This window comes from Pedosphaera parvula Ellin514, assembly GCF_000172555.1.
Taxonomy (GTDB): Bacteria; Verrucomicrobiota; Verrucomicrobiia; order Limisphaerales; family Pedosphaeraceae; genus Pedosphaera.
On the sequence record NZ_ABOX02000004.1, the window covers coordinates 213,117 to 236,551 of the forward strand.

A 23,435-nucleotide genomic window follows, 5' to 3' on the forward strand; every position below is an offset into this window, starting at 1 on the left:
TGGTACAGCGCAGCCCAGCACCCAATATTTTGACCGTTTAAGCAGCCGGAAGACTGCAACTGCGTATCGTCAATTAATCATGTTAAGCGTTTTAAAACAATGTTTGAGGTGGTCGCTGGCTTTGTCCCTATCCGCATTTTCCACAATCACCGAAGCGCAAACGCCGGACAAACCGACACAAGAGAAGCGGATATTGGCCTTGGCAGAAGCCAGGCAAATCGCCTTTGAAAGGAATTGGGATCTGCTGGCTGCGAAAACCGGAATCGATACCGCCACCGCGCAGACGATTGTCACGCGGGAATATCCTAATCCCATACTTGCTCTCTCGACCTCCAAAATTGGCACGCACGAAAGCAGCACTTGGCTGGGCAATGGTCTTTGGGAGCGCAGTTACGATTCCATCGCCGCCGTGAGCCAACTGGTTGAAATTGGCGGCAAACGCCGCGCTCGCCAGCTCTCCGCCAGGGAAGGCGTGTTGAACGCCCGCGCCCGCTTTTACGATGCGAAGAGATCTCTGGACCAGGGAGTAACCAAAGCTTACGTGTCGGTTTTGCTGGCTGAGGAAAACAGGCAAACGCTGACTGAGTCTGCGCGCGCACTGCGCCATGAGGCTGATATTGCAGCGGCACGATACAAGGCCGGCGATATTTCCGATTCAGACCGTCGCCAAATAGAAAACAATGCCGAAACCTTTGAACTCCAGGCCAGGATGGCCGAGGCCACCGCGGTTCATGCGCGACTCGCAGTTGAAGTCCTGTTGGGCGTGAACAAGCCGCAAGGCAATTGGCTGCCTTCGGACACTCTCGAGAAGTTGGTTGCCTTGCACCAGGTTTTTTCGGAAGGCAACACAAATGGCGCACGTCCCGATGTTCTCGCTGCCGAGGCTGCGTTAAAGGGATCGGAAGCCGACTTGAAATTGCAAAAGGCCCTGCGTATCCCCGATCCAACATTTTCTGCTCTGGCGGAACATGAGCCTCCGGGCGGAGGACCTGCCGTCGACACTTTTGGTTTTGGTGTTTCCTTTCCCCTGCCACTGTGGAATCGCAACAAAGGCGGCATCAAAGCCGCTGAGTCTACCGTGAAGCAAAACGAAATCGCGCTCGACAAAGTGAAGGCGCAGGTGGTGATGGACATTGCCGATGCCCAGGTCAATTACAACGAAGCTTCCGCCCGTTTGCAACGTTTTCAAACAAAGATTCAACCCAATGCGGGCAAAGTGCGTGAGTCGATTGCTTATGCGTACGAAAAGGGAGGCGCATCCCTGGTTGATCTGCTTACGGCCGAGCGCGATGACAACTCCGTTCGCCTGGCCACCGCCCAAGCCATGGCGGATACGGCCAATGCCACTGCCGATCTTATGGCCGCAAACAATATTTTATCCCAAACCGAATGGCACTCGGACAAAAAATGAAAGGAACCTTTTCCATGAATTCGAGAAAGAGTGAAATACATGTCCAACCTTCCGATCGCATTTCAGCCGCGACAACCGTGTTAAAGGCGCTCAGCCTTGTGGCCATCATCGGATTGTTCGGCTGCCACAAGGAAGAAGAGAAAAAAGCGGCCGCGCCCCCGGCGCCGAGGGTAGATGGAGGCAAAATAATCATCCCCTCCGGCGCTCCGCAGAACAATTACATTTCCGTCCAGGAGGCCAACGCCAGAAAAGCGACGATCAGTCATCTTTCGGGCCGGCTCGTATGGAACGATGAAACGACGGTTCGCATTTTCTCTCCCGTCGCCGGACGTGTGGAAAGTGTAGTCGCCCATCTTGGACAAACAGTTTCATCCGGCGACACCCTGGCCAAGATGGCCTCGCCCGACTTCGGGCAGGCTCAGGCGGACCTGAGGAAAGCCTCAGGCGATTTGCAACTTGCTGAGCGCGCTTTAAGCCGGGTTCGTGACTTAAATAATCATGGGGCAGCTCCCACCAAGGATGTGGAATCGGCGGAAGCGGACCATACCCGCGCCCTGTCGGAAAAAGATCGTTGCCAGGCCAGGATGACGTTGTACGGCGGCACGGACAAAGCCATCGATCAAATGTATCCGCTGGTGAGTCCGCTTCCCGGGGTAGTCGTCGAAAAAAACATCAATCCCGGACAGGAAGTGAGGCCGGACCAGATGCTTGCCAATGCGCCGCAGCTTTTTGCTCCGCTGTTCGTGGTGAGCGATCCCGGCAAGCTTTGGGTGGTATTGGACGTGACAGAACTGGATGTGGCGTGTCTGAAACCTGGTGCGCCACTGAGGATCACCAGCCGTGCGTTTCCGGACAAGACTTTTGACGGTCGCATCATCGGCATCGGCAATTCGCTGGACCCAACCACGCGCACCGTTAAGGTCCAGGCGGAAGTGGAAAATCCTGACAAACTTCTCCGGGCAGAAATGTACGTCACTGTTGATGCCGTGTCCGCGGTCGAGGTCGCTGAGAATCAGGATTCGGGAGCGGACATTTCCTCCAAGGCCGTTTTCTTGAAAGACAACCAGCACTACGTTTTCGTGGAAGCTGCTCCCGGACAATACGAGCGGAAGGTCGTCCAGGTGGGCTCGGAAAGCGATGGCAAGGTTCTCATCATACAAGGCATTCACGTGGGGGAAAAAGTGGTCACTGAAGGTTGCCTGCTCCTCCAATCCTTAATCGAATCGTCAGATACCAAGTCATGATCGGCAAGCTCACCTCCTATGCCCTGCGTCACAGGGCCATTGTTTTCGCTTTGTTGGTGATTTTCACTCTCGCAGGCATCTCGGCGTTCCGACGATTGCCGGTGGAGGCCTACCCTGATGTCACGAACGTACAGGTACAAATCATCACGCTATTTCCCGGCCATGCAGCCGAAGAAGTGGAACGGCTGGTAACGATACCGGTCGAGAACGAAATGAACGGCATACCGAAGCGTGCCTCCATGCGTTCCATTTCACTCTTCGGACTTTCGGTGGTGACCATTGTTTTCCAAGATGATGCCAGCGGTGATTATGTTCGGAACCAGGCTTTTCAACACCTCTCAGCGGTGACCCTGCCATCGGGAGCGCTGGCAAGTCTTTCTCCCGACGCCACCCCGGTCGGTGAGATTTATCGCTACACACTGCATTGCAAGGACGGGAGCATGCCGCCGGTCGAACTAAAGGCGCTGGAGGATTGGGTGGTGGAGCGAAAGCTCAGGACCGTGGCGGGCGTTGTGGATGTGGTCGGCTTTGGTGGCCCGACCAAACAATATCAGGTGTTGATCGACCCGACGAAACTCAAGTCCTATAATATTTCCTTAAAGCAGGTTTTCGATGCGCTTTCCAACGGCAATAAGAACGCCGGCGGTTCCTATATCGAACATGGTCCGGAGATGTACGTTGTTCGCGGTCTGGGTTTCGTGCGGGACACGCAGGATATCGCCGCCATCGCCGTGGACACACGCAATGGCGTTCCGATCAGGATCAAGGACGTAGGCAGCGTGACCATTGGCGAGCAACTGCGGCTCGGGCGCGTGGGCAAGGGGATGCCAAAGGAAGATCAGGATGATGTGGTCCAGGGAATCGTGCTGCTTCGCAAAGGCGAAAATGCTCTCGAGGTGCTGCAACGAATTCGGGCGAAGGCGGATGAAATTAATGAACATGACCTGCCGGCCGGCGTTCAGCTTATTCCCCATTATGATCGTACCGACCTGATCAACCGCACCCTCCACACGGTGCGGAAAAACATGATGGAAGGCATCGGCCTCGTGCTGCTGGTGCTCATTCTTTTCCTCGGGCTGGGCAATTTCCGCTCGGCCCTGGTGGTGGCCCTGGTGGTGCCACTGTCGTTGCTGGGAGCTTTTCTGCTGCTGGATCTGCGCGGAATTCCCGCCAACCTTATTTCGATGGGGGCAATTGATTTTGGTATCATCGTGGATTCCGCGGTGGTGGTTATTGAAAATCTGCTCCGGCTGCTAGAGGAGAAAAAAGGAAAGGTTCGTTCGCTGCCTGACACCATTGTGGAAGCAGTTTCCCAGATGGGACGGCCCATCCTCTTCTCCAAGGCGATTCTGTTAACCGCGTTCATACCACTTTACACCTTGCAACGCGTTGAGGGAAAAATTTTCAAGCCGATGGCGCTGACTCTCACTTTCGCCTTGATCGCGGGAACCATTCTGGCTCTCACCGTCGTTCCCATGTTGGCCAGCTTGGCGGTGAAAAATAAAATCGCCGAGCACGAATCCTGGGTGGTGCGCGGTCTGCTCCGGATCTATCGTCCGATTCTCGACTGGGCGTTGGGAGCACGTTATTGGGTGATCGGTGGAGCGGTGGCCTGCCTCGTTTTGGCTGGACTTACCCTGCCATTCATTGGCTCGGAATTTCTTCCCAAGCTCGATGAAGGCTCTCTCTGGGTTCGCGGCTTCATGCCGGAAACCATTGCCCCAACCGATGCCTCGAAACTGGTGCAGAAGGTGCGAACCATTCTGGCGTCTTTTCCGGAAGTTAAAACCGTCGTCAGCCAGTTGGGACGCCCGGATGACGGCACTGACGTCAACGGCTTTGATATCGTGGAATGCGCGGTGGATCTGAAACCGCGATCGGAGTGGACAACGGCCAAAACCAGGGAAGACCTTGCCGAAGCGATGAACCGGAAGCTTTCGGAGATTCCCGGGATGCAATTCCAATTCAGCCAGATGATTGAAGATAATGTTAATGAGGCAATTTCGGGAATTAAGAGCGAATTGAGCGTCAAAATATTTGGTGAAAACCCGGATCAACTCCAAGCTCTTGCCAATAAGATTGCTGACGTCATCCGCAAGGTTCCGGGAGCAACGGATGTAGGCACGGATGAATTGCTTGGCCAGCCACAGGTTCAGATCAGCATCGATCGTGGAGCCATTGCTCGCGCCGGACTTTCCATCTCAGACGTTCAATCCGTCGTCGAGACATCCCTGGGCGGCACTGTGGCCACTCAAATTCTGGAAGGCGAACGGGCTTTCGATCTGGTTGTGAAACTGGCACCGAAGGCGGTTTCGGATTTAAATGCCATCCGGCACATCCCCGTGTTTGGTTCCAATGGTGAACGGTTGACTCTGGGTGCGCTCACCTCGGTGGATGTGCGCCCCGGTTTTGCCCGCATCTTCCGCGAGGAAAATGCGCGCCGGATAGCCGTGAAACTGTCGGTGCGTGGCCGTGATCTTGGTTCCCTGGTTGCCGAAGCGCAGAAAAAGGTTTCGGAAGCCGTCCTCATGCCCAAAGGATACCGGATGGAGTGGACGGGTTCGTTTGAAAATCAGCAACGCGCTGTGAAGCGGCTTGAAATCATCGTGCCGATCACCCTCGTCGCTATTTTCTTTCTGCTCTTCACTGCCTTCGATTCCAGCAAACTGGCGATCTTGATTCTATTGAATGTTCCATTTGCGGCAGTGGGGGGAATTCTGGCTTTGCCGCTGGCCGGGCTTTCGCTTTCGGTGTCTGCGCTCGTTGGATTCATTGCCCTGTTTGGGGTCTCGGTTCAGAACGGAGTTCTGCTCGTGGAACGGATTCGGGAGCTTCGTTGGGAAGGCAGGCCCATGATGGATGCCGTCCGGGAAGGCGCTATTTCACGCGTGCGACCGGTGGTAATGACGGCTGCAATGGCCGCGCTGGGCCTATTACCGGCGGCACTGTCTCATGCCGTGGGGGCCGAAACATCCCGTCCGTTTGCAGTGGTCATTATCGGCGGCCTGATTACGGCAACTCTGCTCACACTGCTGCTTTTACCCATTCTTTATCCGCTTTTTGAAACCGAGAAAGTCAAAGAAGGGGCTTGAGATTGTTCCATGATTGAAAAATATGAGTTCTGCGGCGGGCAAGAGATGGAGAAAGTCGCAATCAATCTGAGAAGTCTGATTTCCGAAAAGGGAGATCTCCCTGTCCGTAAGGATGGGGTTGGAAAGGAGCCTCCTGCTCCTTTGCATGGGTACGGCCAGTCCTGAGTGGGATTGGCCTTTTTTCGCCGGGCAAACACGTCGAGTATGGGGTGTGTGTTGGCGAGAAGTAAATGGGGTGAATATGCGCTGGTTGTGGGTTGGAAGTTGTGCTAAATCTTGAGTTGCTTCAAAAGATGAAACTCTTATTTGTCCATGAACGATTCGGCGCAATGGCAGGGGCCGAGGTGAATGCGTTCCTCACGGCTTCGGAGTTAAAGAGCCGAGGGCATACGGTGGGTATTATTCATGGCGCAGGGACGGGGAAGAACGAGGCCGGTTGGCGGGAAACTTTTTCGGCCTGTTTTCCACTCCAGAACGGAGACAGCGCCAGGATCGTCGGGGGAGCCCTGAAGGAGTTTCAGCCGGATGCGGTTTACGTGCATAAGATGGCGGACCTGGGGGTGATTGAGGCCCTGGTGAAATCGAGGTATCCACTGGTGAGAATGGTGCATGATCATGATATTTACTGCATGCGGAGTTATAAGTACAACCCGCTTAATCGCAACATCTGCACGCGCCCGACGTCGCCTTTTTGTATTTTTCCTTGCGGTGCAGCGGTGTCGCGAAACCGTGATGGTGGTCTGCCGGTCAAGTGGGTGAGCTACCTGGATAAGCGCAAGGAGATCCGACTGAACCGGAGGTTCCATCGGATGGTGGTGGCGACGCATTACATGAAAGAGGAGCTGGTGCGAAACCGTTTTGACCAGCGATTGATTGAAATCCATGCGCCGGTGCCAAAGACGATTGAGAGCGGGTTGCGGGCATCGTTTAGTGATCGCAATTTGATACTGTATTCGGGACAACTCATTCGCGGGAAAGGGGTGGATGTGTTGCTGGAGGCTTTGGCGGAATTAAAGATGCCTTTTCAATGCATTATCCTCGGTGAAGGGAGCCACCGGCCGTTTTGTGAAGACTTAAGCCGTCGTCTTGGATTGAGCGATCGGGTGCAATTCAAAGGTTTTGTGCCGCAAGATGAACTGAAGAGTTTTTATGTCGATGCGAGTCTGACGGTGATGAGCTCAGTGTGGCCGGAACCGTTCGGCGCGGCGGGGCTTGAAGGGATGAGATATGGATTGCCAGTGGTGGCATTCGATGCGGGTGGGATCAAGGAATGGCTGTTGGATGGTTACAATGGTTATTTGGTGCCGTGGATGGATCGGCCGCAATTCACCGCACGGGTTAAACAGCTTTTGCAGGACAAGGATTTGGCACGGCACCAGGGCGAACGTGGCCGCATGATGGTGCGCGATAAATTTAATTTTGCCCAATATATACAGAATTTGGAAACGATGTTTGCAAAGGTGGTTTCAGAAACACAATCGAGACCAGCACATGAAACCTAAACACGTCTCCCCCCTGCTGGTTGCCATTGTCGGGGGCAGCGGCGCTGGCAAAAGCTGGCTGGCTGACCAATTACAAAAGCTGCTTGGAGACAAAGCAGGCAGAATCAGCCAGGATGACTTTTATCGTGACCGGTCCCATTTGCCACCGGGACGACGCGCATTGGTTAATTTCGATCACCCGCGTGCAATTGATTGGGCAGCTCTGGAAGCAGCGTTGAAGGATTGTCTGGCAGGAAAACCAACCTGGCTGCCTCAATACGATTTCGCAACGCATTCGCGGCTGCCAAAATGTATTCTGTTTAAACCCAAGCCGGTCATAATCCTGGACGGCCTGTGGTTGCTGCGGCGCCCCTCGTTGCGACGGTTATTTCAGGTCAGGATTTTCATTGATTGCCCGACGAAGCTTCGTTTGCACCGGCGCTTGGGTCGGGATTTGCTAATACGTGGGCGCGATCAATCGTCGGTTCAGAATCAGTTTTGGAAGATGGTGGAACCGATGAATGCGCTATACGTAGCACCGCAGTCGAAATGGGCCCACATTCTGCTGGATACGCCTTTCAGCAAGTCTGAGGTGCGTCGTTTAGCTGGCGAGTTGCTGGCGCAAGTAAAAAGCTAACCGGGCAGTAGATGACAGAGGATATTGATTTTTCGGGACAAGTTCAGTTGGACGTCCAATACATTGAAAGCCGCAGCTTAGGTTGTGACTTAAAGATATTGGTCACGACCGTGCCAGCAGTTTTGTTCAGGAAGGAAGCTTACTCATGAAGGCATTACTCATTTGCCCGGCTGAACGGGAGTCAGTCCGATCGCTTGCTGAAACAGCGCCATTGGCGCACCCTTTTGGCAGCCACCCAGAGTTCTCTGGCTACTCTCTTACAAGTAAGTCCCGCAACAGCTTCCGATAAGACCCGATGCATGTAACATTTGTAATTGGGACAGCTTTGTGCTTTAAGTTAATGGGTAATTCAATCTAAAAGAATGCAGGTCTCAGTACAGAAGGTTTAACTGATGGTTTCGGGCCTCTCTCACAAAGCAAATGAGTTCTAATGACTATGAAGATGCAAATCCAGGGCGAGACATTACGGATCACGGATATCAAAGAACTAGGCGCAGCCAATTCCAACGATTTTCGTGATAAGGCGCGTGCCGCCTTGACCGAAGCTCAACGCAATATTGATATAGACCTTTCCCAGACCATGTTCCTGGATAGTTGCGGTCTGGGCACCCTGGTTTCTCTTCATAAAACAACCTGCAGCCGCAAAGGCATGATGCGCCTGCTCAATCCGACTCCTGGAGTTCAACAAATACTCGAACTTACGCGCATGCATCGCCTTTTCGAGATCGTGAAGAACTAATTCCATGTCCGTGGTTTCCCCTGCCACATCCCGGCCTGTCACCCTGAGAATTACGCTGGCCTGCAACCTGGCCGAGGTTTGGCCAGCGGTACAGAATGTTCGTTCCTTCCTCAGTGAACAAGGTTGGGATGACAATTCCTTGATCGCCTTTGACCTCGCTCTTGTGGAAGGTTGCAACAACGCAGTCAAATACGCAGATGACCGCGGGCGTGATCAGGCGATAATTATTGAAGCAATCTCCGAGGCGATGCAGGTCGAATTCCGGATTCACGATAATACCGCCGGTTTCGAGTGGCCTAAAAAGGCCGTGTTGCCTGATCCCGAAAGCGAAAGTGGGCGAGGGATTTATTTAATAACTTCACTCATGGATTACGTCGGATACTTCCGCGGCGTGGGTGAAAACATTCTCGTAATGAGGAAAGAACGAGCCCTCCAGGAACCCTCCTTCGCAACATCAAATCTGGAGACACTCGATCAGTTTACCAAAAAGATCGCGGAGAACGAACGGATGATTGCTGAAATGGTGGAGGAACTAAGCTCCTGCTACGAGAGTCTTTCGGCGATTTTTCGCTATAGCACAGAACAGGGCAAGACGGGCAACTTACGAGAATTCGCCCGCCAACTCCTGACTGATCTGCTGCAGATTGCGTCGGCAGAGTGGTTTATTCTGCGCCTGGTTCCCAAAGGAGAATCACGTCTTGCAGTATTTGCGGCTTCTGAACCGCTGCTTGAATTGGAACCACTTTTAATCCCTGCAACCGGGAATCCCCCCTATTCCATGGAGGTGGATGCCGCCATGACGTGTCAGAGAGTATGGTTCAACTCAACGAATCCCGTGCCAGCGGATGGCCTGCTCCATAAATATAAGCCCGGCTCTGCTGGCCTGGTGCAGCCAATTCTGTTTGGGGGACAACTCATGGGTACGCTCACATTGGGCAGGACGCTTGCGCCAGTTTCCTGGCCTAATCAAAGCAGATTAATATTCACTGCAGGGCAGACAAATGTGGTGAGCACGTTTGCAGATTTTCTGGCTATTCAGGTTGCCAATGCCCGCTTTCAAGAGGAGCAGTTCCACCGCCGGCTTGTTACTCACGAATTGGAGATTGCCAATAACATCCAAAGATCGCTTCTACCGACGACCTTACCGCAACTGCCAAGTTTTACTCTCGCGGCCTTCTGCCGGAGCGCGCATGAAGTTGGCGGTGATTTTTACGATGTTTTGAGGGTAAGCGATCATTCGGTGTTGCTGGTCATTGCTGACGTCATGGGCAAGGGAATACCCGCAGCGATGTTTGCCGCCATCCTGCGTACGTTATTACGGGCAGTCCCTGAGTATAACAACCAGCCCGGAGCGCTGCTCACGCGTGTGAACCGCCTGCTCTACCCTGAGCTTTCAGCAGTGGATATGTTCATCACAGCGCAACTCGCCTTCGTTGATGCGCACGAGAGAAAAATGATAACAGCGAGCGCGGGTCATTGTCCTTTAGTTGTGGCCACGACGAAGGGAGTAACGACTTTTTCTCCGGAAGGAATGCCACTGGGGATTTTACCGGACACAATTTTTCAGGATGAGACCGTGGAACTGAGCGAGAAATGCCGCGTATTGCTTTACACAGACGGTTTGACCGAAGCTTTGAGTGCAAAAGGCGAATACTTCGGTCAACAACCTTTGCTGGACTGGTTGGAAGGGAGCACGAAAAACTTAAGTACAGCCGATCAGCTCAAGGAGGAATTGGCCCGGGAGTTGGAAAAATACCAGGCAAATACAACCTCGAACGATGATCAAACTTTCATAATCATGGCGGGATAGTATCAGAAGTCCCCATGGCAAAAAGGCTACCAGTAGTAGATAATTCCTATTACATGCAGCGGTTGATGCAACATTATCTTTTATGGGAGGGTTATCAAATCGTAATAACCTGACCAGACATCATTTACCTGCGACATTACTAAACCTGGAAATAATAAATGAAGCCCGTTCTTCCCCTCTTTGTTTTTATTGACGCCTGCGGATGGGAAATTATCAAAAACGATCCTTTCGGAAAGAACTTCGCCCCGAATCGCAAAAAGCTCGATTCTGTTTTTGGTTATAGCTCGACCTGCGTTCCGTCCATTCTTTCTGGTCGTTGGCCGGTGGAGCATCGGAACTGGTGCTATTTCGTTTATGATCCAAAGAACTCCCCTTTCAAATCATTAAGACCGTTTCGCTGGTTGCCAACAGCCATTACCAGCCGTCGCATTTTTCGACGCTGGCTAACCAAATTCGTGAAGGTCCATCTCAAATTCCGCGGCTACTTTGACCTTTACAATATTCCTTTTAAATTCATCACGCTGTTTGACTTTACAGAAAAGAAAAGCCCATTGAAGCCAGGCGGGATGAATCGCGGTCCGAATATTTTTGATTTTCTCGGAGAACGCAAAATCAATTATCACGTCAGTGCCCCCGAAAAACCCGAGATCGAAAACCTGGAGGCCGTGATCAAGGACATTGAAAGCGAGTCCATCGATTTTGCATTTCTTTACTGGGCGGGGCTGGATGGCCTCCTGCACATGGTGGGAAATCAATCGCCCGAAATTCCAGCCAAACTGCGACTTTACGAACAGTGGATTGACCGAATGATGGCCGCCGCGCAAAAGCACTATTCCGAAGTCCGTTTGTATGTGTTCAGCGATCATGGCATGGCCAATTGCGACGAATTGCTCGACCTCAAGGCAAAGATTGAAGCTTTGGATATCAAAATGGAACAGGACTATGCCGTCGTCTATGATTCCACCATGGCGCGTTTCTGGTTCTTCAACGATCGTGCGCGCAAGGTAGTTACTGAAGCCCTTCAGAAAGTGCCACAAGGCCGCATCATACCTGATTTGGAGCTGAAGGAGATGCGAACGCTTTTCGAAGATCGATATTTTGGCGAACTCATTTTTCTGGTGAAGGAAGGCGTGCTCATTGTCCCCAGCCATATGGGCGAACGTCCCATCCGCGGAATGCACGGCTATCATCCAAAAGACAAACACACCTACGCCTCCCTGTTGACAAACCAAACCGAGATTCCGGAAGAGATTGTAGCAATTCCTGACGTTTTCAAATTGATGACCCGCGACGCGGAATTGGCCAAGGAACGTAATGCGGCCGATCAAGCGCCTGCAACTTACGCTTGAAGTGACACCATTAAGGTAGTAGGCCAGACCAGCAATTCCTTTCTTTTTCACCTGTCAACAAATACGCGACAGTGGCGAACAAGTTCACTTTCAACCAGATCAGTTTGCAATAGAATGGAGATTTAACTAAACCTTTCATGGTAAACGGGGCCAAGTTTTGCTTTCCATTCCCTGTCCTGTTGCCTCAAGGATAAATGACACCGGGGATTGGACCGGATTTGGGTATTCGTTGCCTCACATTAAATGACACCGACGTGTTTATTGTTTTTCCCTCCGTCAGGAGGGTCCTTTTGCCCCTGCTGCTGCAGCAGCAGGGGCAAAAAAATTTCTCATTCTTCCATCCCGTCCTCATTTTAAGATCGGTCTGAGTTGTTTATCCGTTTGCCTGGCCAGTTCAAAGGGATCGACGGCGTAATACCAGTCGCGCAACCGTTGCGCCTGTTTCCTACCCAGTTGTCCGCTGCTCACCAGCCGCTGGTAGGCCGTCTGCGGACGGTCGTGACGGCGAACCCAGCGGCTGCCTTCCCGATGCTTGGCCACCAGCTTGGCTGAGGGCAGAAAAAAGTTCTGCAATGGCCCCCAGGTTTCCTTGTAAAGCTGGTTGATCAAGGGCACCGCTGCCGGAGATTCCAACCGGGCATAGCCCAGAACCTGCCGCGGCCACATCCAGTTCTTCTGCTCCACATGCGCATTGTCATCTTTATGATAAGGGCGTGAGCGGGTGAGTTTTACGGGCACCACGCGCTCCTGCAGGTAACGCACCAGATGCCAGTTCAGCCATTCGCTCCCATTGTCAAAATCCATCCCCAGCAAAGGAAATGGCAGGTTTTTTTCCACGTCCCGGGTTTGCTCCAACACCCCTTGGGCACCCTTGTTCCACACGGCCCGACCTTCCGTCCACCCACTCCCCAAACACGTGTAGGTCAGGCTCCAAATGAAATCACCCGCCAGGCTGGAACCGCAATGCGCCACGCTGTCCGCCTCCAAAAATCCCGGACGTTGCTCATCCCACACTTCCCCCTGAATGGGAATCTGGGTCCGCAACAGCGTGCCGGGCCGGGTGCCACATAACCGGCGAGGGACTTCCGCTTTGAGCGGCGCCAGCAGCCGGTCCAGGGTCGCGGCACTGACCTTTCCCAAGAGCTTCTTCTGTGCTGGCAAAAGACTGCCGTAGTGCTTGCCATAATGCGGCAACCACAGGGCCAGCGCCGGTTCCAGCCGCTTGCCACAAAGCTGTTCACTGGCTTTCCAGATCCGCTCGACCACCTCACGCACCGGCTCATAGACCGGTTCGGCCCCGGGGCGCACTCCGCCCTTGGGCTTGGGCAATTGATCCCCCAACAACTTGATCGCATGCTTGCGATCATAGCCATGATGTTCACAAAACTCATCGAGCATCCGCGTTTTTCCTTCCCGCCCTCGACCGGCATACCGCCTCCGCAAACGTTCCAACTCTTCCGTCCGACAACTGCTCTTTGGCATCTTCATTCTCCAAGTTTGTCGGTGTCATTTTCCCGTGAGGCAACGTATTCCTTCAGTCCGGCTTCCCAACCTCTCTCCGGTGTCATTAATTATGAGTCAACTCGCTGTAGATAAGACCTCATAAAATTGACGTGCCTTTCTTTCTCTCTCCTTTTATGTTCTCCACGCTTTATGGCTAAATTAAAACCTTTTGCTGCGTTGCGACCACGGCCCGATCTCGCCGCCCAAATTTGCGAATTGCCCTACGATGTCATGTCTTCCGCGGAAGCCCGCGACATGGCGGCTGGCAATCCCCTCAGTTTCCTCCACGTCTCCAAACCGGAAATCGACCTCCCGCCCTCCATCGATATCTACGCTCCCGAAGTTTACGCAAAGGGTAAGGAGAATTTTCAAAAGCTCATCAAGGACGGCGCTCTCAAACAAGATGCCCAACCGGCCTTCTATCTCTATCGCCAGATCATGGGCAAGCACGGCCAGATCGGCCTCGTTGCCGCCGCGAGCTGTGAGGATTATCTCAATAACATCATCAAGAAGCACGAGTTCACCCGACCCGACAAGGAAGACGACCGCGTCCGCCACATTGAAACGCTCAATTCCCAAACCGGCCCGGTCTTCCTCACTTACCGAGCCAACGCCGTCATCGATGACCTGACTAAAAAGAAAACCGCCGAAAAGCCGGACATCGATTTCACCGCCAAGGACGGCGTGCGCCACACCGCCTGGGTTATCAATGATCCGCAAACCATTCAACTCATCGAGAACGAGTTCGCCCGCATTCCGTTCCTTTACATCGCCGATGGACACCATCGCAGCGCCGCCGCCGGTCGCGTCTATCAAAGCCGCAAAGGTGCCGGTCACAGCGGTTATTTCCTGAGCGTCATTTTCCCGCATAACCAAATGCAGATTCTTCCCTACAACCGCGTGTTGAAGGATCTCAACGGTCTCTCCCCTGCCCAACTGCTCGAGAAGCTTGACGCTGTGTTCACCATCAAATCAAATGGCAACGCTCAACCGACTCGCAAACACGAGCTCGGCCTCTTCCTGAATGGCCAGTGGTACACGCTACATTTCCGTCCGCAATTCGCAGCCACCACCGACCCCATCGAAAAACTCGATGTGACCTTGCTGCAAAAATACGTGCTCGCCCCTCTCTTCGGCATCGATGACCCGCGCACGAGCAAAAAGATCAATTTCGTCGGCGGCATTCGCGGCACAGGAGAATTGGAGAAACTCGTCAACGCCGGCGAATACGCCTGCGCTTTCTCGATGTTCCCCACGAGCATCGAAGACCTCATGACCATCGCCGACGCCGGCGGCATCATGCCTCCTAAGAGCACCTGGTTTGAACCCAAGCTCCGCGACGCCATGTTCTCGCACATGATTTAACAGGTCATTTTGCACAAATTCGTCTCCGGTTTAAGCTGGTGCTGATTCTCGGCACCAGCTATTTTTTCAATATGAGTTCAAGGAAGCAGCAGCACGGCATGACCCTGGTTGAAGTGCTTATGGTCATTATTGGTGTTGCGCTTATTATAGTTGCACTCATTTTTCCATTTTATGTTCATAGCCGCCCTACCACGGGGCTTTTATGCATGAACAATTTGAAGCAAGTGAATGAAGCGCTGGAGCTATATTCAAAGGATCACAAAAACAAGTTTCCAGATCTGGATCAACAGTCGGGAAACAATGGGCCAGACGCAATGTTTCTTCTCTATTCCCTGAATTATATTCGACAAAGCAACCTTTTTGTCTGCCCAGAAGTGGCCCGGCAACGAGAAAAGCAGAGACACTTCTACCAGAAGAAATTCGTCCCGCAAATAAGCCGGGCATTCTTTGTTTCCAATGGCAACGACTATGCATATTACGACGGTATTTCTACTGAATCCGCCACCATCCCTATTCTCGCTGACCGGTTCGCTTGGACTAACAGGCAAGCAATGGAGAGCAAATTACTAAACCATCCTGAAGGCAAAATAATCGCCGCCTTCACAGACGGACACGTCGAATCGGTCAGACCAAACATCATCATCGGCACCACCCTCACCCCGCCCTGGTCAAAAGTTCTCGATCCCATCCGCGTCCCATAACCTTGTCGCAACCGGATTCGCAAAGTTTTCTGAGTGACTCACTTGGCCGGACGCAAAAGTTTAGGAGTCCAAAACATTGTTAAGCGACACAACATTTTTTCCACGGACAACGGACCACTGACAAAGAACCTCCCATGAACTTCTAAGCTTTTGTTTTCATTCACATTCATGCTTACATTTCCCCGTGGCATCTGAACGCCTCAATCGCAGTCTCCGCGCAACCTGGCTCGGCATGGTTCTCAATACCCTGCTCGCTGCCGGGAAATTGTTTGCCGGAATCATCGGCCATTCCCACGCGTTGATCGCCGATGCCATCGAATCCCTCGCCGATGTTTTCAGCTCCATCGTTGTCTGGCGCGCAATGGTGGTTGCCGAGGAACCTGCCGATGAAGACCATCCCTACGGTCACGGTAAAGCCGAACCCATCGCCTCGGCCATTGTCTCCACCATGCTGTTGCTCGCCGCTGCCGGCATCGCCTTCAATTCCGCCCACGAATTTTTTTCCGGTGAACGCCACACTCCTAAAGCCTTCACCCTCGCGGTATTGATCTTCGTAATCATCATCAAGGAAGCCCTCTACCGCTTCGTTTCCAAGGAAGCCAAATCCGTCGATAGTTCCGCCGTGCGTACCGATGCCTGGCATCATCGCAGCGATGCCATCACCTCCCTCTGCGCCGCCATCGGCATCACCATCTCCCTGATCGGCGGCAAAGGTTATGAAACCGCCGACGATATCGCCGCCATTGTCGCTGCCGGCATCATCGCCTGGAACGGCTGGCACTTGCTGCGCCCCGCCTTGAGCGAACTGATGGACCGTTCGCCCGGCCAGGACGTCATCGATAAAATTCGGCGGACCGCGGCCGACGTGCCGGGTGTGCAATGCATCGAAAAATGCATGGTCCGCAAAGTCGGTCATCGTTACTACGCCGACATGCATGTGCAGGTCGATCCCCTCATGACCGTGCAACGCGGCCATGCCATCGCCCACGACGTCAAAGACCAGATCCGCGCCGCCATCCCCGCCGTCCGCGACGTCCTCATCCACATCGAACCCAGCCCTCAGAAACGCTGACTCTCCCGTTCCGCTGCTTCCCGGCATTTGCCATCGAGCTTTCATATTCCGTTCCACACTCACGCTCTACCGCCAAACTTGACAGTCATTACTGATGGAGTCTAATTGGGCATTCTGAGAATCTAAGAAGCATTATGACCAAGCAGGAGTTCACCTCCAGGAATCAGGCCAGAGCCCGTGCGGTAACAAGGGACATGGTACTAAGCCTTTCCCTGTTCATCATTCCATTTTTTGCCTGCTTAGCTGCGTTCAATTTTGTCGAACGCCACGAAGAATACGCCTGGATGAATCTGGTGCTCGCGGCTATCATGCTGGCTCTATTCCCGGCGCTTCTTTGGCTGGCAACAATGCTTGGAAAACGCCGAAACAAGAGATTTGGACTACATTGTTGTCCCGAATGCAAAAAGCCGCTGACTGGCATCAACGTTCAACTAGCAATTGCTTCAGGCAACTGTGGACATTGCGATAAAAGCATATTCAATAAGTAAAAGCTTTTCTCAAGAGCATATGAACAAAAAGGAATTCATCTCCCAACAACAAGCCATGATTCGCGAAGGGAAGAAACCCGTGATGATATTGCTCATAGGGTCACTTTCCGTTTTTTTTGGCTTATTGTTTGCAGGAACCCTTGTTGATGACCACAAGGAATACGCCTGGCTGGGCGGTATGGTTATTTTCGGTCTCATTATTTTCGTTATTGGAGCGGGCGTGCTGACGATTCGATTTACCAAAGCCCAGCAGAAAAAGTTTGGCATGAACTGCCCAGCATGTAACAAGCCGGTTTCAGGGGTCGGCGTTCAAATAGCCATCGCCACCGGAAGCTGTGGCCATTGCGGTGAAAGCATTTTTGAGGAGTAAGAAGCCTTCGAACCCTGAACACCTTCGCTGCCTTTTAATTTTCACGACCTTCTGTTTCGTCCTTCCACTTTTCTACGTCATTCTGCATGTTCTGCGGGCAAAAATCTTTTTCCTGGTCTTTTCTTCCTCTCATTTTCCGCTTGGCGTTTTGTCGTCCTTAGCCGTTAATCTCCTCCGCATGAAAATTGTTTTAGCTTATTCGGGCGGCCTGGATACCTCCGTGCTGCTCTCGTGGATTAAGGAAAAGTATAACGCCGAAATGATCGCCTTCTGCGCCGACATCGGCCAGGAAGAGGAACTGAAGGGCCTCGATAAAAAGGCCATGAAGACCGGCGCTTCCAAGCTTTACATCGACAATCTCCAGGAAGAATTCGCGCGCGACTTCATCTTCCCCATGATGCAGGCAGGCGCCATTTACGAAAATCAATACTTCCTCGGCACCAGCATCGCCCGCCCGCTCATCGCCAAGCGCATGGTGGAAATTGCCCGCAAGGAAAAGGCGCAGTTCATCGCCCACGGTGCCACCGGCAAAGGCAACGACCAGGTCCGTTTCGAACTGACCGCCGCCGCCCTCGCACCCGACCTCGAAGTCATCGCTCCCTGGCGCGATGCTTCGTTCCGCAGCCAATTCCCCGGCCGTGCGGAAATGATTCAATATTGCGCCGACAAGAAAATCCCCGTCGAAGCCAGCGCCAAGAAGCCCTACTCGATGGACCGCAATCTCCTCCACATCTCCTTCGAAGCCGGCATTCTCGAAGATCCCTGGCTGGATGCCTTCGCCCCGGAAAACAAGGCGATGTTCAAGCTCAGCGTTTCGCCTGAAGATGCTCCGAACAAGCCGGAATACGTCACGCTTGATTTCGTGAAAGGTGACTGCGTCGCCGTGAATGGCCAGAAGCTCAACCCGCTTGGCGTCATGAAGGCGCTGAACAAGCTTGGCGGCAAACACGGCGTCGGACGCGTTGACCTCGTCGAAAACCGTTTCGTCGGCATGAAGTCCCGCGGTGTCTATGAAACTCCCGGCGGCGCGATTCTTCACTTCGCTCATCGCCAGATGGAAAGCATCACCATGGATCGCGAAGTCATGCACATCCGCGATTCCCTGATTCCGAAGTACGCCGAACTCGTTTACTACGGTTTCTGGTTCGCCCCGGAACGCCTCGCCTTGCAAGCCCTCGTCACGGAGAGCCAGAAGGACGTCACCGGCACGATTCGCGTGAAGCTCTACAAAGGCAACATCATGACCGCCGGCCGCAAATCTCCAGTCAGCCTCTACAACCCGCACATCGCGACCATGGAAGCCGACCCGACCAAGGCCTACAACCAGGACGACGCCACCGGCTTCATCCGCCTGAACGGCCTCCGCCTCCGCGTCGCCTCCCAGGTCCACAACGCCGCGAAGAAGAAAAAGAAATAATCGCTGCATGGGTTTCTTCGATAGATTCCGTAAGACACCTCAATCTCGAGAGGTTGGCAAACCATCTTCAGAGGCTGGCGAACAAATCGCCAGCCTCTCTTTTGTTAGTGCGGGAGATTTCGAAATAGCACCCTGCCCCGGAAAGCACGCGCTTCAGCTATGGGAGAAAACTCGCGATGAGGGGCGTAGCGAAGGTTTCAACGCAATTATCCTCGGTGACTCCAAAGACGTTGAGTCGCTGGCGGAGAATCGAGAATTTTCCACCTTGTCTGTGACAGAAATTTTGTCGGTCGCCGCTGATATCGACACCGAAGAGTGGCTAAAGGAGCGTTTGGAGTCGGATCCCGAATGCTATGGCGCCGAAGTTGGGGATTGGCCGTACCAGGTTCCCGATGCGGGCAGCATCAGCGCTCATTTGGAAGTCCTTTCAAAAAAGCCAAAGAGCACTGTTTACATTGCAAAAGTTCCCGCATCTCGGAATTGGGAAGTTCCCGCCTACATCGGTATGGGTAACTGGAACGCATGTCCAGAGCCGGCCGAGCACGTCGCCATGGCGAAACGCTGGCACGAGCGCTACGGAGCAGAAATTGTATCAATCACCCGCGATGTCATTGAGTTCGTGGTTGCAAAGCCTCCCAACACCAAAGAATCCGCAATAGATTTGGCAAAAGAGCAACACCTATATTGTTCCGATATTGTCGATCAGGGCTGCGGTTCTATTTCCAATCTCGCAGCAACTCTGCTCAATTCAAAGTATTGGTATTTTTGGTGGGATTGATTCTTATTGGCTCAGGCATTTCGGCAGTAAGTAATTGAAAGAATTGTCGCGTGCCCGTCATCCAAACATCCCTCCAAATCCACGCTCCCATCGAAAGAATCTTCGATTTGTCCCGCAGCATTGATCTCCACATCGCCTCAACCGCCCACACCGGGGAACGCGCCGTCGCCGGAGTGACCTCAGGTCTGATTTCTTTGGGAGAAGAAGTGACCTGGCGCGCTAGACATTTTGGCATCTGGCAGGAACTGACAAGTCGCATCTCTCAATACAACCGTCCACATCACTTTCGCGATTCCCTCGTCCGCGGCGCCTTCCGACATTTCGACCACGATCACTACTTCGAAACCGATGGCGCCATAACCACCATGAAGGATGTCTTCGATTTCGAAAGCCCTTTCGGAATCTTGGGCCTCGTGGTCAACCACCTCGTGTTGGAAAGATACATGCGTCGCCTTCTTGAGAAGCGAAACGAAGTCATTAAAGAAGTTGCCGAATCGGAGAAGTGGAGAACCTACCTGCTTTAAATCTACGCCCATGAAAGTTTCAACCTTTGTCCAGGAACAAGCTCGCCGAGACCGCCCCCAAGCATGCCTCCCGTAAAAGCGAACGCCCCTCTTCCGAGGGGCGTCGTTGACAATCTTGTTGCAGGCTGGGCAGCTTAAGCTTGCTTCCGAAAAAACTGGCTCGGATCAGCGATGTTGAGCACCGAGAGATCCAGTCCGCCTCCAGGGGTCCGTTCCTGGGCGCGCACCAATTGTTGCGCAATGCGCATGCTGGAGCTCATCGCGTAATACTTCACCGCGCCGACACCAACCGCCGCCCGGAAAATGGTGGTCAGGAGGACATGTTCATCCACGTTCATTACCAGCATGCTAAACTTTTCACCCTGCTGGTACACACTGTCAAAGTTATTTTCATGCACCAGGTTGGCGATGGTTTGATTCGCCAGGTAGGCACCTGAAGCCAGGGCCGCTATCGTGGTCAGGTCGAACTGTTCGCCTTCACCGCGATAGGTGATGAGGAAGCCGCCCTTATCAATGATGAGGGCCGAAGTGGCTTCACTACTAACCAGCAACTCCTGTAAAATCCGATCCAGTTGCTGGACATCTTCTTCGATGAGTTGGGGCAGCGTTGGCATTCCTTAAGCGGGTTGATGTACTCCGACATTCTGCTGCTGACTGATAAACTTGTTAAGCAGCATCCGGGTGATCATATTCAGGGATTCAAATACTCCCTCGCACTTGTGAGCCACTGAAGTAAAGGACGGGACCTGAACTTCGCGATTGTTCAGCAAATATTCCATGTATTCCACTGGCGCCACGTTTGGCAAATCCTGCTTGTTATATTGCAGCACATATGGAATGTCCGTGAGATTCAACTTCAATGACTTGAGATTCTCTTCCAGGTTCTGAAAACTCTCCACGTTCTCCGCCATTTTCTCGTATTGCGAATCCGCGACGAACACAATGCCGTCGACTCCGCGCAACACCAATTGCCTGGTGGTATTATAAATCACCTGCCCCGGGACGGTGTAGAGTTGAAACTTGGTTTTAAAACCTTTGATCGACATCGCCTCGATGGGCAGGAAGTCGAAGAACAGGGTTCGATCCGAACTGGTTGCGAGTGAAACAAGCTTGCCCTTGTTTCCAGCCGCAGTTTGCACATGGTCGTGCACCTGGACCAGATTGGTTGTTTTACCGCCCATGGCCGGACCGTAATATACGATCTTGACCTGCAGTTCTTTTGTTGCCTGGTTTATTATGGCCATAAGTTTTATTGCTTGGGTTTACGATCCAGTTCTGCTGCGAGCCCTGCCAGTTGTGCCGTGGGCATCGGTTGTCCGGCTACGCCGAACGCCGCGAAATAAATGGCGCCGACCCGGAAAATCTTCCACGGAATATTTCCAACTGTGAAATTCAAGTTATTCAGATCGCCCATGCGAAGTTCCTTCGTAGTCTGGCTTACCTTGGTGAAAATTGCCGGGAGGAATCCAGCCATTGTATCTGCGTTGACATCGGCGGAAACTTTGCTGGCGACCAGTAATCCGTCTGGAAGCGCGATCAGCGCGCCACCAATTCCCGGCAGGGAGGCAGCCTTGCCCACGATATCGTTTGGCGTGGCATAGCGTTGCAGGAAACTGGTGCCGATCTTGGCGCCTTTCTTGATCTGCAGTGCGGGATCGTTCGGGTTGTCTGAACCTTCTTTCTGGAAGTAATTCGTTTCCATCGACTTTGATTCCTGCGTGACATCCACCATTGCCGGAACTGTGCTCTGAGCGGGTGGAGTGCTGGTCGGCGTGAGGGCCTGAGGCTTTGATCCATTGGCAAACAGATCCGGAATTTCTTCCGAAATTGAGATCTTTTTGGCCGCCCTTGGTGTTCTGAGTTCCGCGAGGAACAGCGGAGTCACAATTTTCAAAGGCAATTCGAGGAGAACCGCGTCATGCTCTGAAACTCCATTTGCCACCGGTGGCCGAATCCAGGATCGAACGACTGCCCAGGAGAAAGCCAGTTTGCCTGCTTTCATGGCTGCTTCCACGGTTACATATGGCAGGCCGACCAGCGCTCCCGGCTTGTTCATCAAATCTATCTCACGTTTCACCGGATCAGGCCACCCTTGTGACAAGTCCTTCAATGGTGCAGCAATACATTTGGTTTCTTCGGTTATCGCAGGAACCACGGGCGCAGCGAGCGTTGGAGCCGGGGCTGTTGACGTAAAGGTTATGGGTGTGCTTGGCGCAAGTTGCGGTGCAGCCGGGGTCGCCACTCCGATCGGATTAAACCGAATGGGCGCCGGTTGCTCAATTGGTGTAACCGGAGCGGGTTGAGGCTGCGCCACAGCGGGCCGGGAAGGTGCCAGATCCCGTAAAGCGGCAGAAATCGGTATGGCGTCCGGGTCCCCGGAAGGAACGGCGCCTGCCGCGGGCGGTGCCGTTGGCACAATGGGTGAAAATATCGGGCGCGCAGGTTGAACCGGTTGGGCGGGCTGCACGGACTGGGTCGGTGCTGGAGTGGTGCGGCGGAAAATCGGCTGTTCGCCAGCGGGCTCAGTAGCGAGCGGCGGAGCACCGATAGGACGAACGGGCACCGCAGGGGTTACCCGGACCGCTGGAGGTGTGGGCGCGAGCGGAGAGATTGGTGTCACCGGCGCTGCACGCATTGCGGGGATAGGAACAGCTGGAGCGATCGGAGCAGCAGGCGCTGCCGGCCGGGGAGCCTGAGTGGATTCAGGCGAAGTGGAAAAGCCATTCCGTTTGTGCGAAGCATCCTGCGGCACAGCTGCCGGCTTCGCAGACTCGTTCTGTTTGAGCGAAGGAGTTTTGGAAATTGTGACACGGGTTTGACCGCTGAAAGGCCCGGTGACTTCAGGGGGAACTTCGATAACCTTCTGCGAGGGACGCCGTGCGATCAACCCGGGATTGACCCGCGACAGGATTTCGGCAAGCGGAAGGTCCACCATCGTGCGGTCCCGGTCATTTTCAGGAGAAAACGTTCCAGGAGGTGAAGTCTGGCGTAATTCGCCAAACGAAATTCTTACGGCTCCGGTGGCCAATTGAGTATGTACCTTTTGCACCGGCACGAAAAGCTCGGCTTCGCCGACGTCATTTTGTCGCACACGGCCTGCAAGCTCCGGAGGCAATTTGGCAATTACCGCCCGAAGTGAAACAGCGAAGCGTGAACCGGCGACCGGGGGTGGCGTCGGCCGGGAGGCATCCACTGTTGGCGTCGGCCGGGCATGAGCCTCGGGACGCGCACTGGCCGCTCTGGCACCTGGAGCACGGGAGGCAGGCTTGGGTGCAGACGAAGCCGGGCGATAATCCGCAGTCGCCACACTGGCTTCTTCAACACGCTTGCCGAAAAGTTTCTTAAGGGTATTGAACATTTGACCTGGTTATATTTTTGACACTGCTGTCACATTTCATCGACATCGGTAACCCGGCATTACGACGACTGGGATCCACGCTATTCATTATCATCC

Annotated in this window: 21 protein-coding genes; 17 read left to right on the forward strand and 4 right to left on the reverse strand. The window is 53.4% G+C overall.

Going from position 1 to position 23,435, the window contains the following annotated elements; all coding sequences use genetic code 11:
- Window positions 1–79: 79 nt before the first annotated feature.
- The 9 genes from CFLAV_RS04765 to CFLAV_RS04800 all read left to right on the forward strand — a co-directional run bounded on the left by CFLAV_RS04765 (window position 80) and on the right by CFLAV_RS04800 (window position 11,763).
- Window positions 80–1,411, forward strand: coding sequence for a TolC family protein (locus tag CFLAV_RS04765; protein WP_007413503.1), 1,332 nt, complete (start codon window positions 80–82; stop codon window positions 1,409–1,411).
- A gap of 14 nt (window positions 1,412–1,425) precedes the next feature.
- Complete coding sequence (locus tag CFLAV_RS04770; RefSeq protein WP_007413504.1) at window positions 1,426–2,655, forward strand: efflux RND transporter periplasmic adaptor subunit; 1,230 nt, start codon at window positions 1,426–1,428, stop codon at window positions 2,653–2,655.
- Window positions 2,652–5,747, forward strand: a complete 3,096-nt coding sequence (locus CFLAV_RS04775) for an efflux RND transporter permease subunit (protein ID WP_007413505.1) — start codon at window positions 2,652–2,654, stop codon at window positions 5,745–5,747. Before CFLAV_RS04770 ends, CFLAV_RS04775 begins: the two co-directional genes overlap by 4 nt.
- Before the next feature lie 293 nt (window positions 5,748–6,040).
- Window positions 6,041–7,249, forward strand: a complete 1,209-nt coding sequence (locus CFLAV_RS04780; protein ID WP_007413507.1) for a glycosyltransferase family 4 protein — start codon at window positions 6,041–6,043, stop codon at window positions 7,247–7,249.
- A complete protein-coding gene (locus CFLAV_RS04785) occupies window positions 7,239–7,865 on the forward strand; it encodes a uridine kinase family protein (RefSeq protein ID WP_007413508.1) in 627 nt (208 codons plus the stop codon). Before CFLAV_RS04780 ends, CFLAV_RS04785 begins: the two co-directional genes overlap by 11 nt.
- A gap of 11 nt (window positions 7,866–7,876) precedes the next feature.
- Window positions 7,877–8,014 (forward strand): sugar transferase, encoded by a 138-nt coding sequence (locus CFLAV_RS37985; protein WP_007413509.1) that lies wholly within the window; start codon window positions 7,877–7,879, stop codon window positions 8,012–8,014.
- A 287-nt stretch (window positions 8,015–8,301) separates the two neighbouring features.
- Window positions 8,302–8,604: an STAS domain-containing protein gene (locus CFLAV_RS04790; RefSeq protein WP_050785627.1), complete on the forward strand. Its 303-nt coding sequence runs from the start codon at window positions 8,302–8,304 to the stop codon at window positions 8,602–8,604.
- Between the two features lie 4 nt (window positions 8,605–8,608).
- Window positions 8,609–10,414 carry a SpoIIE family protein phosphatase gene (locus CFLAV_RS04795; RefSeq protein ID WP_007413511.1) on the forward strand — a complete coding sequence of 602 codons (1,806 nt, stop codon included), beginning with the start codon at window positions 8,609–8,611 and terminating at the stop codon, window positions 10,412–10,414.
- 158 nt (window positions 10,415–10,572) lie between these two features.
- Window positions 10,573–11,763 carry an alkaline phosphatase family protein gene (locus CFLAV_RS04800; protein ID WP_007413512.1) on the forward strand — a complete coding sequence of 397 codons (1,191 nt, stop codon included), beginning with the start codon at window positions 10,573–10,575 and terminating at the stop codon, window positions 11,761–11,763.
- Between the two features lie 348 nt (window positions 11,764–12,111).
- Here the strand turns inward: CFLAV_RS04800 and CFLAV_RS04805 are convergent, their stop codons facing one another.
- Window positions 12,112–13,251 (reverse strand): hypothetical protein, encoded by a 1,140-nt coding sequence (locus tag CFLAV_RS04805; protein ID WP_083808748.1) that lies wholly within the window; start codon window positions 13,249–13,251, stop codon window positions 12,112–12,114.
- A gap of 165 nt (window positions 13,252–13,416) precedes the next feature.
- Between CFLAV_RS04805 and CFLAV_RS04810 the strand changes: the two genes are divergently transcribed.
- From CFLAV_RS04810 to CFLAV_RS04845, 8 genes are all read left to right on the forward strand, one after another.
- Window positions 13,417–14,631 carry a DUF1015 domain-containing protein gene (locus CFLAV_RS04810; RefSeq protein WP_007413515.1) on the forward strand — a complete coding sequence of 405 codons (1,215 nt, stop codon included), beginning with the start codon at window positions 13,417–13,419 and terminating at the stop codon, window positions 14,629–14,631.
- Window positions 14,632–14,669: 38 nt separating this feature from the next.
- The gene (locus tag CFLAV_RS04815; RefSeq protein ID WP_040546933.1) at window positions 14,670–15,332 is read left to right on the forward strand and encodes a type II secretion system protein; all 663 of its coding nucleotides are present in this window, start codon (window positions 14,670–14,672) and stop codon (window positions 15,330–15,332) included.
- 184 nt (window positions 15,333–15,516) lie between these two features.
- Window positions 15,517–16,404 carry a cation diffusion facilitator family transporter gene (locus CFLAV_RS04820; RefSeq protein ID WP_040546934.1) on the forward strand — a complete coding sequence of 296 codons (888 nt, stop codon included), beginning with the start codon at window positions 15,517–15,519 and terminating at the stop codon, window positions 16,402–16,404.
- Window positions 16,405–16,538: 134 nt separating this feature from the next.
- Window positions 16,539–16,892 carry a hypothetical protein gene (locus CFLAV_RS04825; protein WP_007413518.1) on the forward strand — a complete coding sequence of 118 codons (354 nt, stop codon included), beginning with the start codon at window positions 16,539–16,541 and terminating at the stop codon, window positions 16,890–16,892.
- 19 nt (window positions 16,893–16,911) lie between these two features.
- Window positions 16,912–17,262 (forward strand): hypothetical protein, encoded by a 351-nt coding sequence (locus CFLAV_RS04830; RefSeq protein ID WP_007413519.1) that lies wholly within the window; start codon window positions 16,912–16,914, stop codon window positions 17,260–17,262.
- 178 nt (window positions 17,263–17,440) lie between these two features.
- Window positions 17,441–18,679 (forward strand): argininosuccinate synthase, encoded by a 1,239-nt coding sequence (locus tag CFLAV_RS04835; protein WP_040547043.1) that lies wholly within the window; start codon window positions 17,441–17,443, stop codon window positions 18,677–18,679.
- A 7-nt stretch (window positions 18,680–18,686) separates the two neighbouring features.
- Window positions 18,687–19,457, forward strand: a complete 771-nt coding sequence (locus tag CFLAV_RS31845; protein WP_007413521.1) for a DUF4253 domain-containing protein — start codon at window positions 18,687–18,689, stop codon at window positions 19,455–19,457.
- Window positions 19,458–19,507: 50 nt separating this feature from the next.
- The gene (locus CFLAV_RS04845) at window positions 19,508–19,981 is read left to right on the forward strand and encodes an SRPBCC family protein (RefSeq protein WP_040546936.1); all 474 of its coding nucleotides are present in this window, start codon (window positions 19,508–19,510) and stop codon (window positions 19,979–19,981) included.
- Window positions 19,982–20,115: 134 nt separating this feature from the next.
- Here the strand turns inward: CFLAV_RS04845 and CFLAV_RS04850 are convergent, their stop codons facing one another.
- Genes CFLAV_RS04850 through CFLAV_RS04860 form a run of 3 tightly spaced genes read right to left on the reverse strand, consistent with a single transcriptional unit; the run spans window position 20,116 to window position 23,339 of the window.
- Window positions 20,116–20,595 carry a roadblock/LC7 domain-containing protein gene (locus CFLAV_RS04850; protein ID WP_007413524.1) on the reverse strand — a complete coding sequence of 160 codons (480 nt, stop codon included), beginning with the start codon at window positions 20,593–20,595 and terminating at the stop codon, window positions 20,116–20,118.
- A gap of 3 nt (window positions 20,596–20,598) precedes the next feature.
- Window positions 20,599–21,225: a GTP-binding protein gene (locus tag CFLAV_RS04855; RefSeq protein ID WP_007413525.1), complete on the reverse strand. Its 627-nt coding sequence runs from the start codon at window positions 21,223–21,225 to the stop codon at window positions 20,599–20,601.
- Between the two features lie 5 nt (window positions 21,226–21,230).
- A complete protein-coding gene (locus tag CFLAV_RS04860) occupies window positions 21,231–23,339 on the reverse strand; it encodes a roadblock/LC7 domain-containing protein (protein ID WP_007413526.1) in 2,109 nt (702 codons plus the stop codon).
- Between the last annotated feature and the right edge of the window lie 96 nt (window positions 23,340–23,435).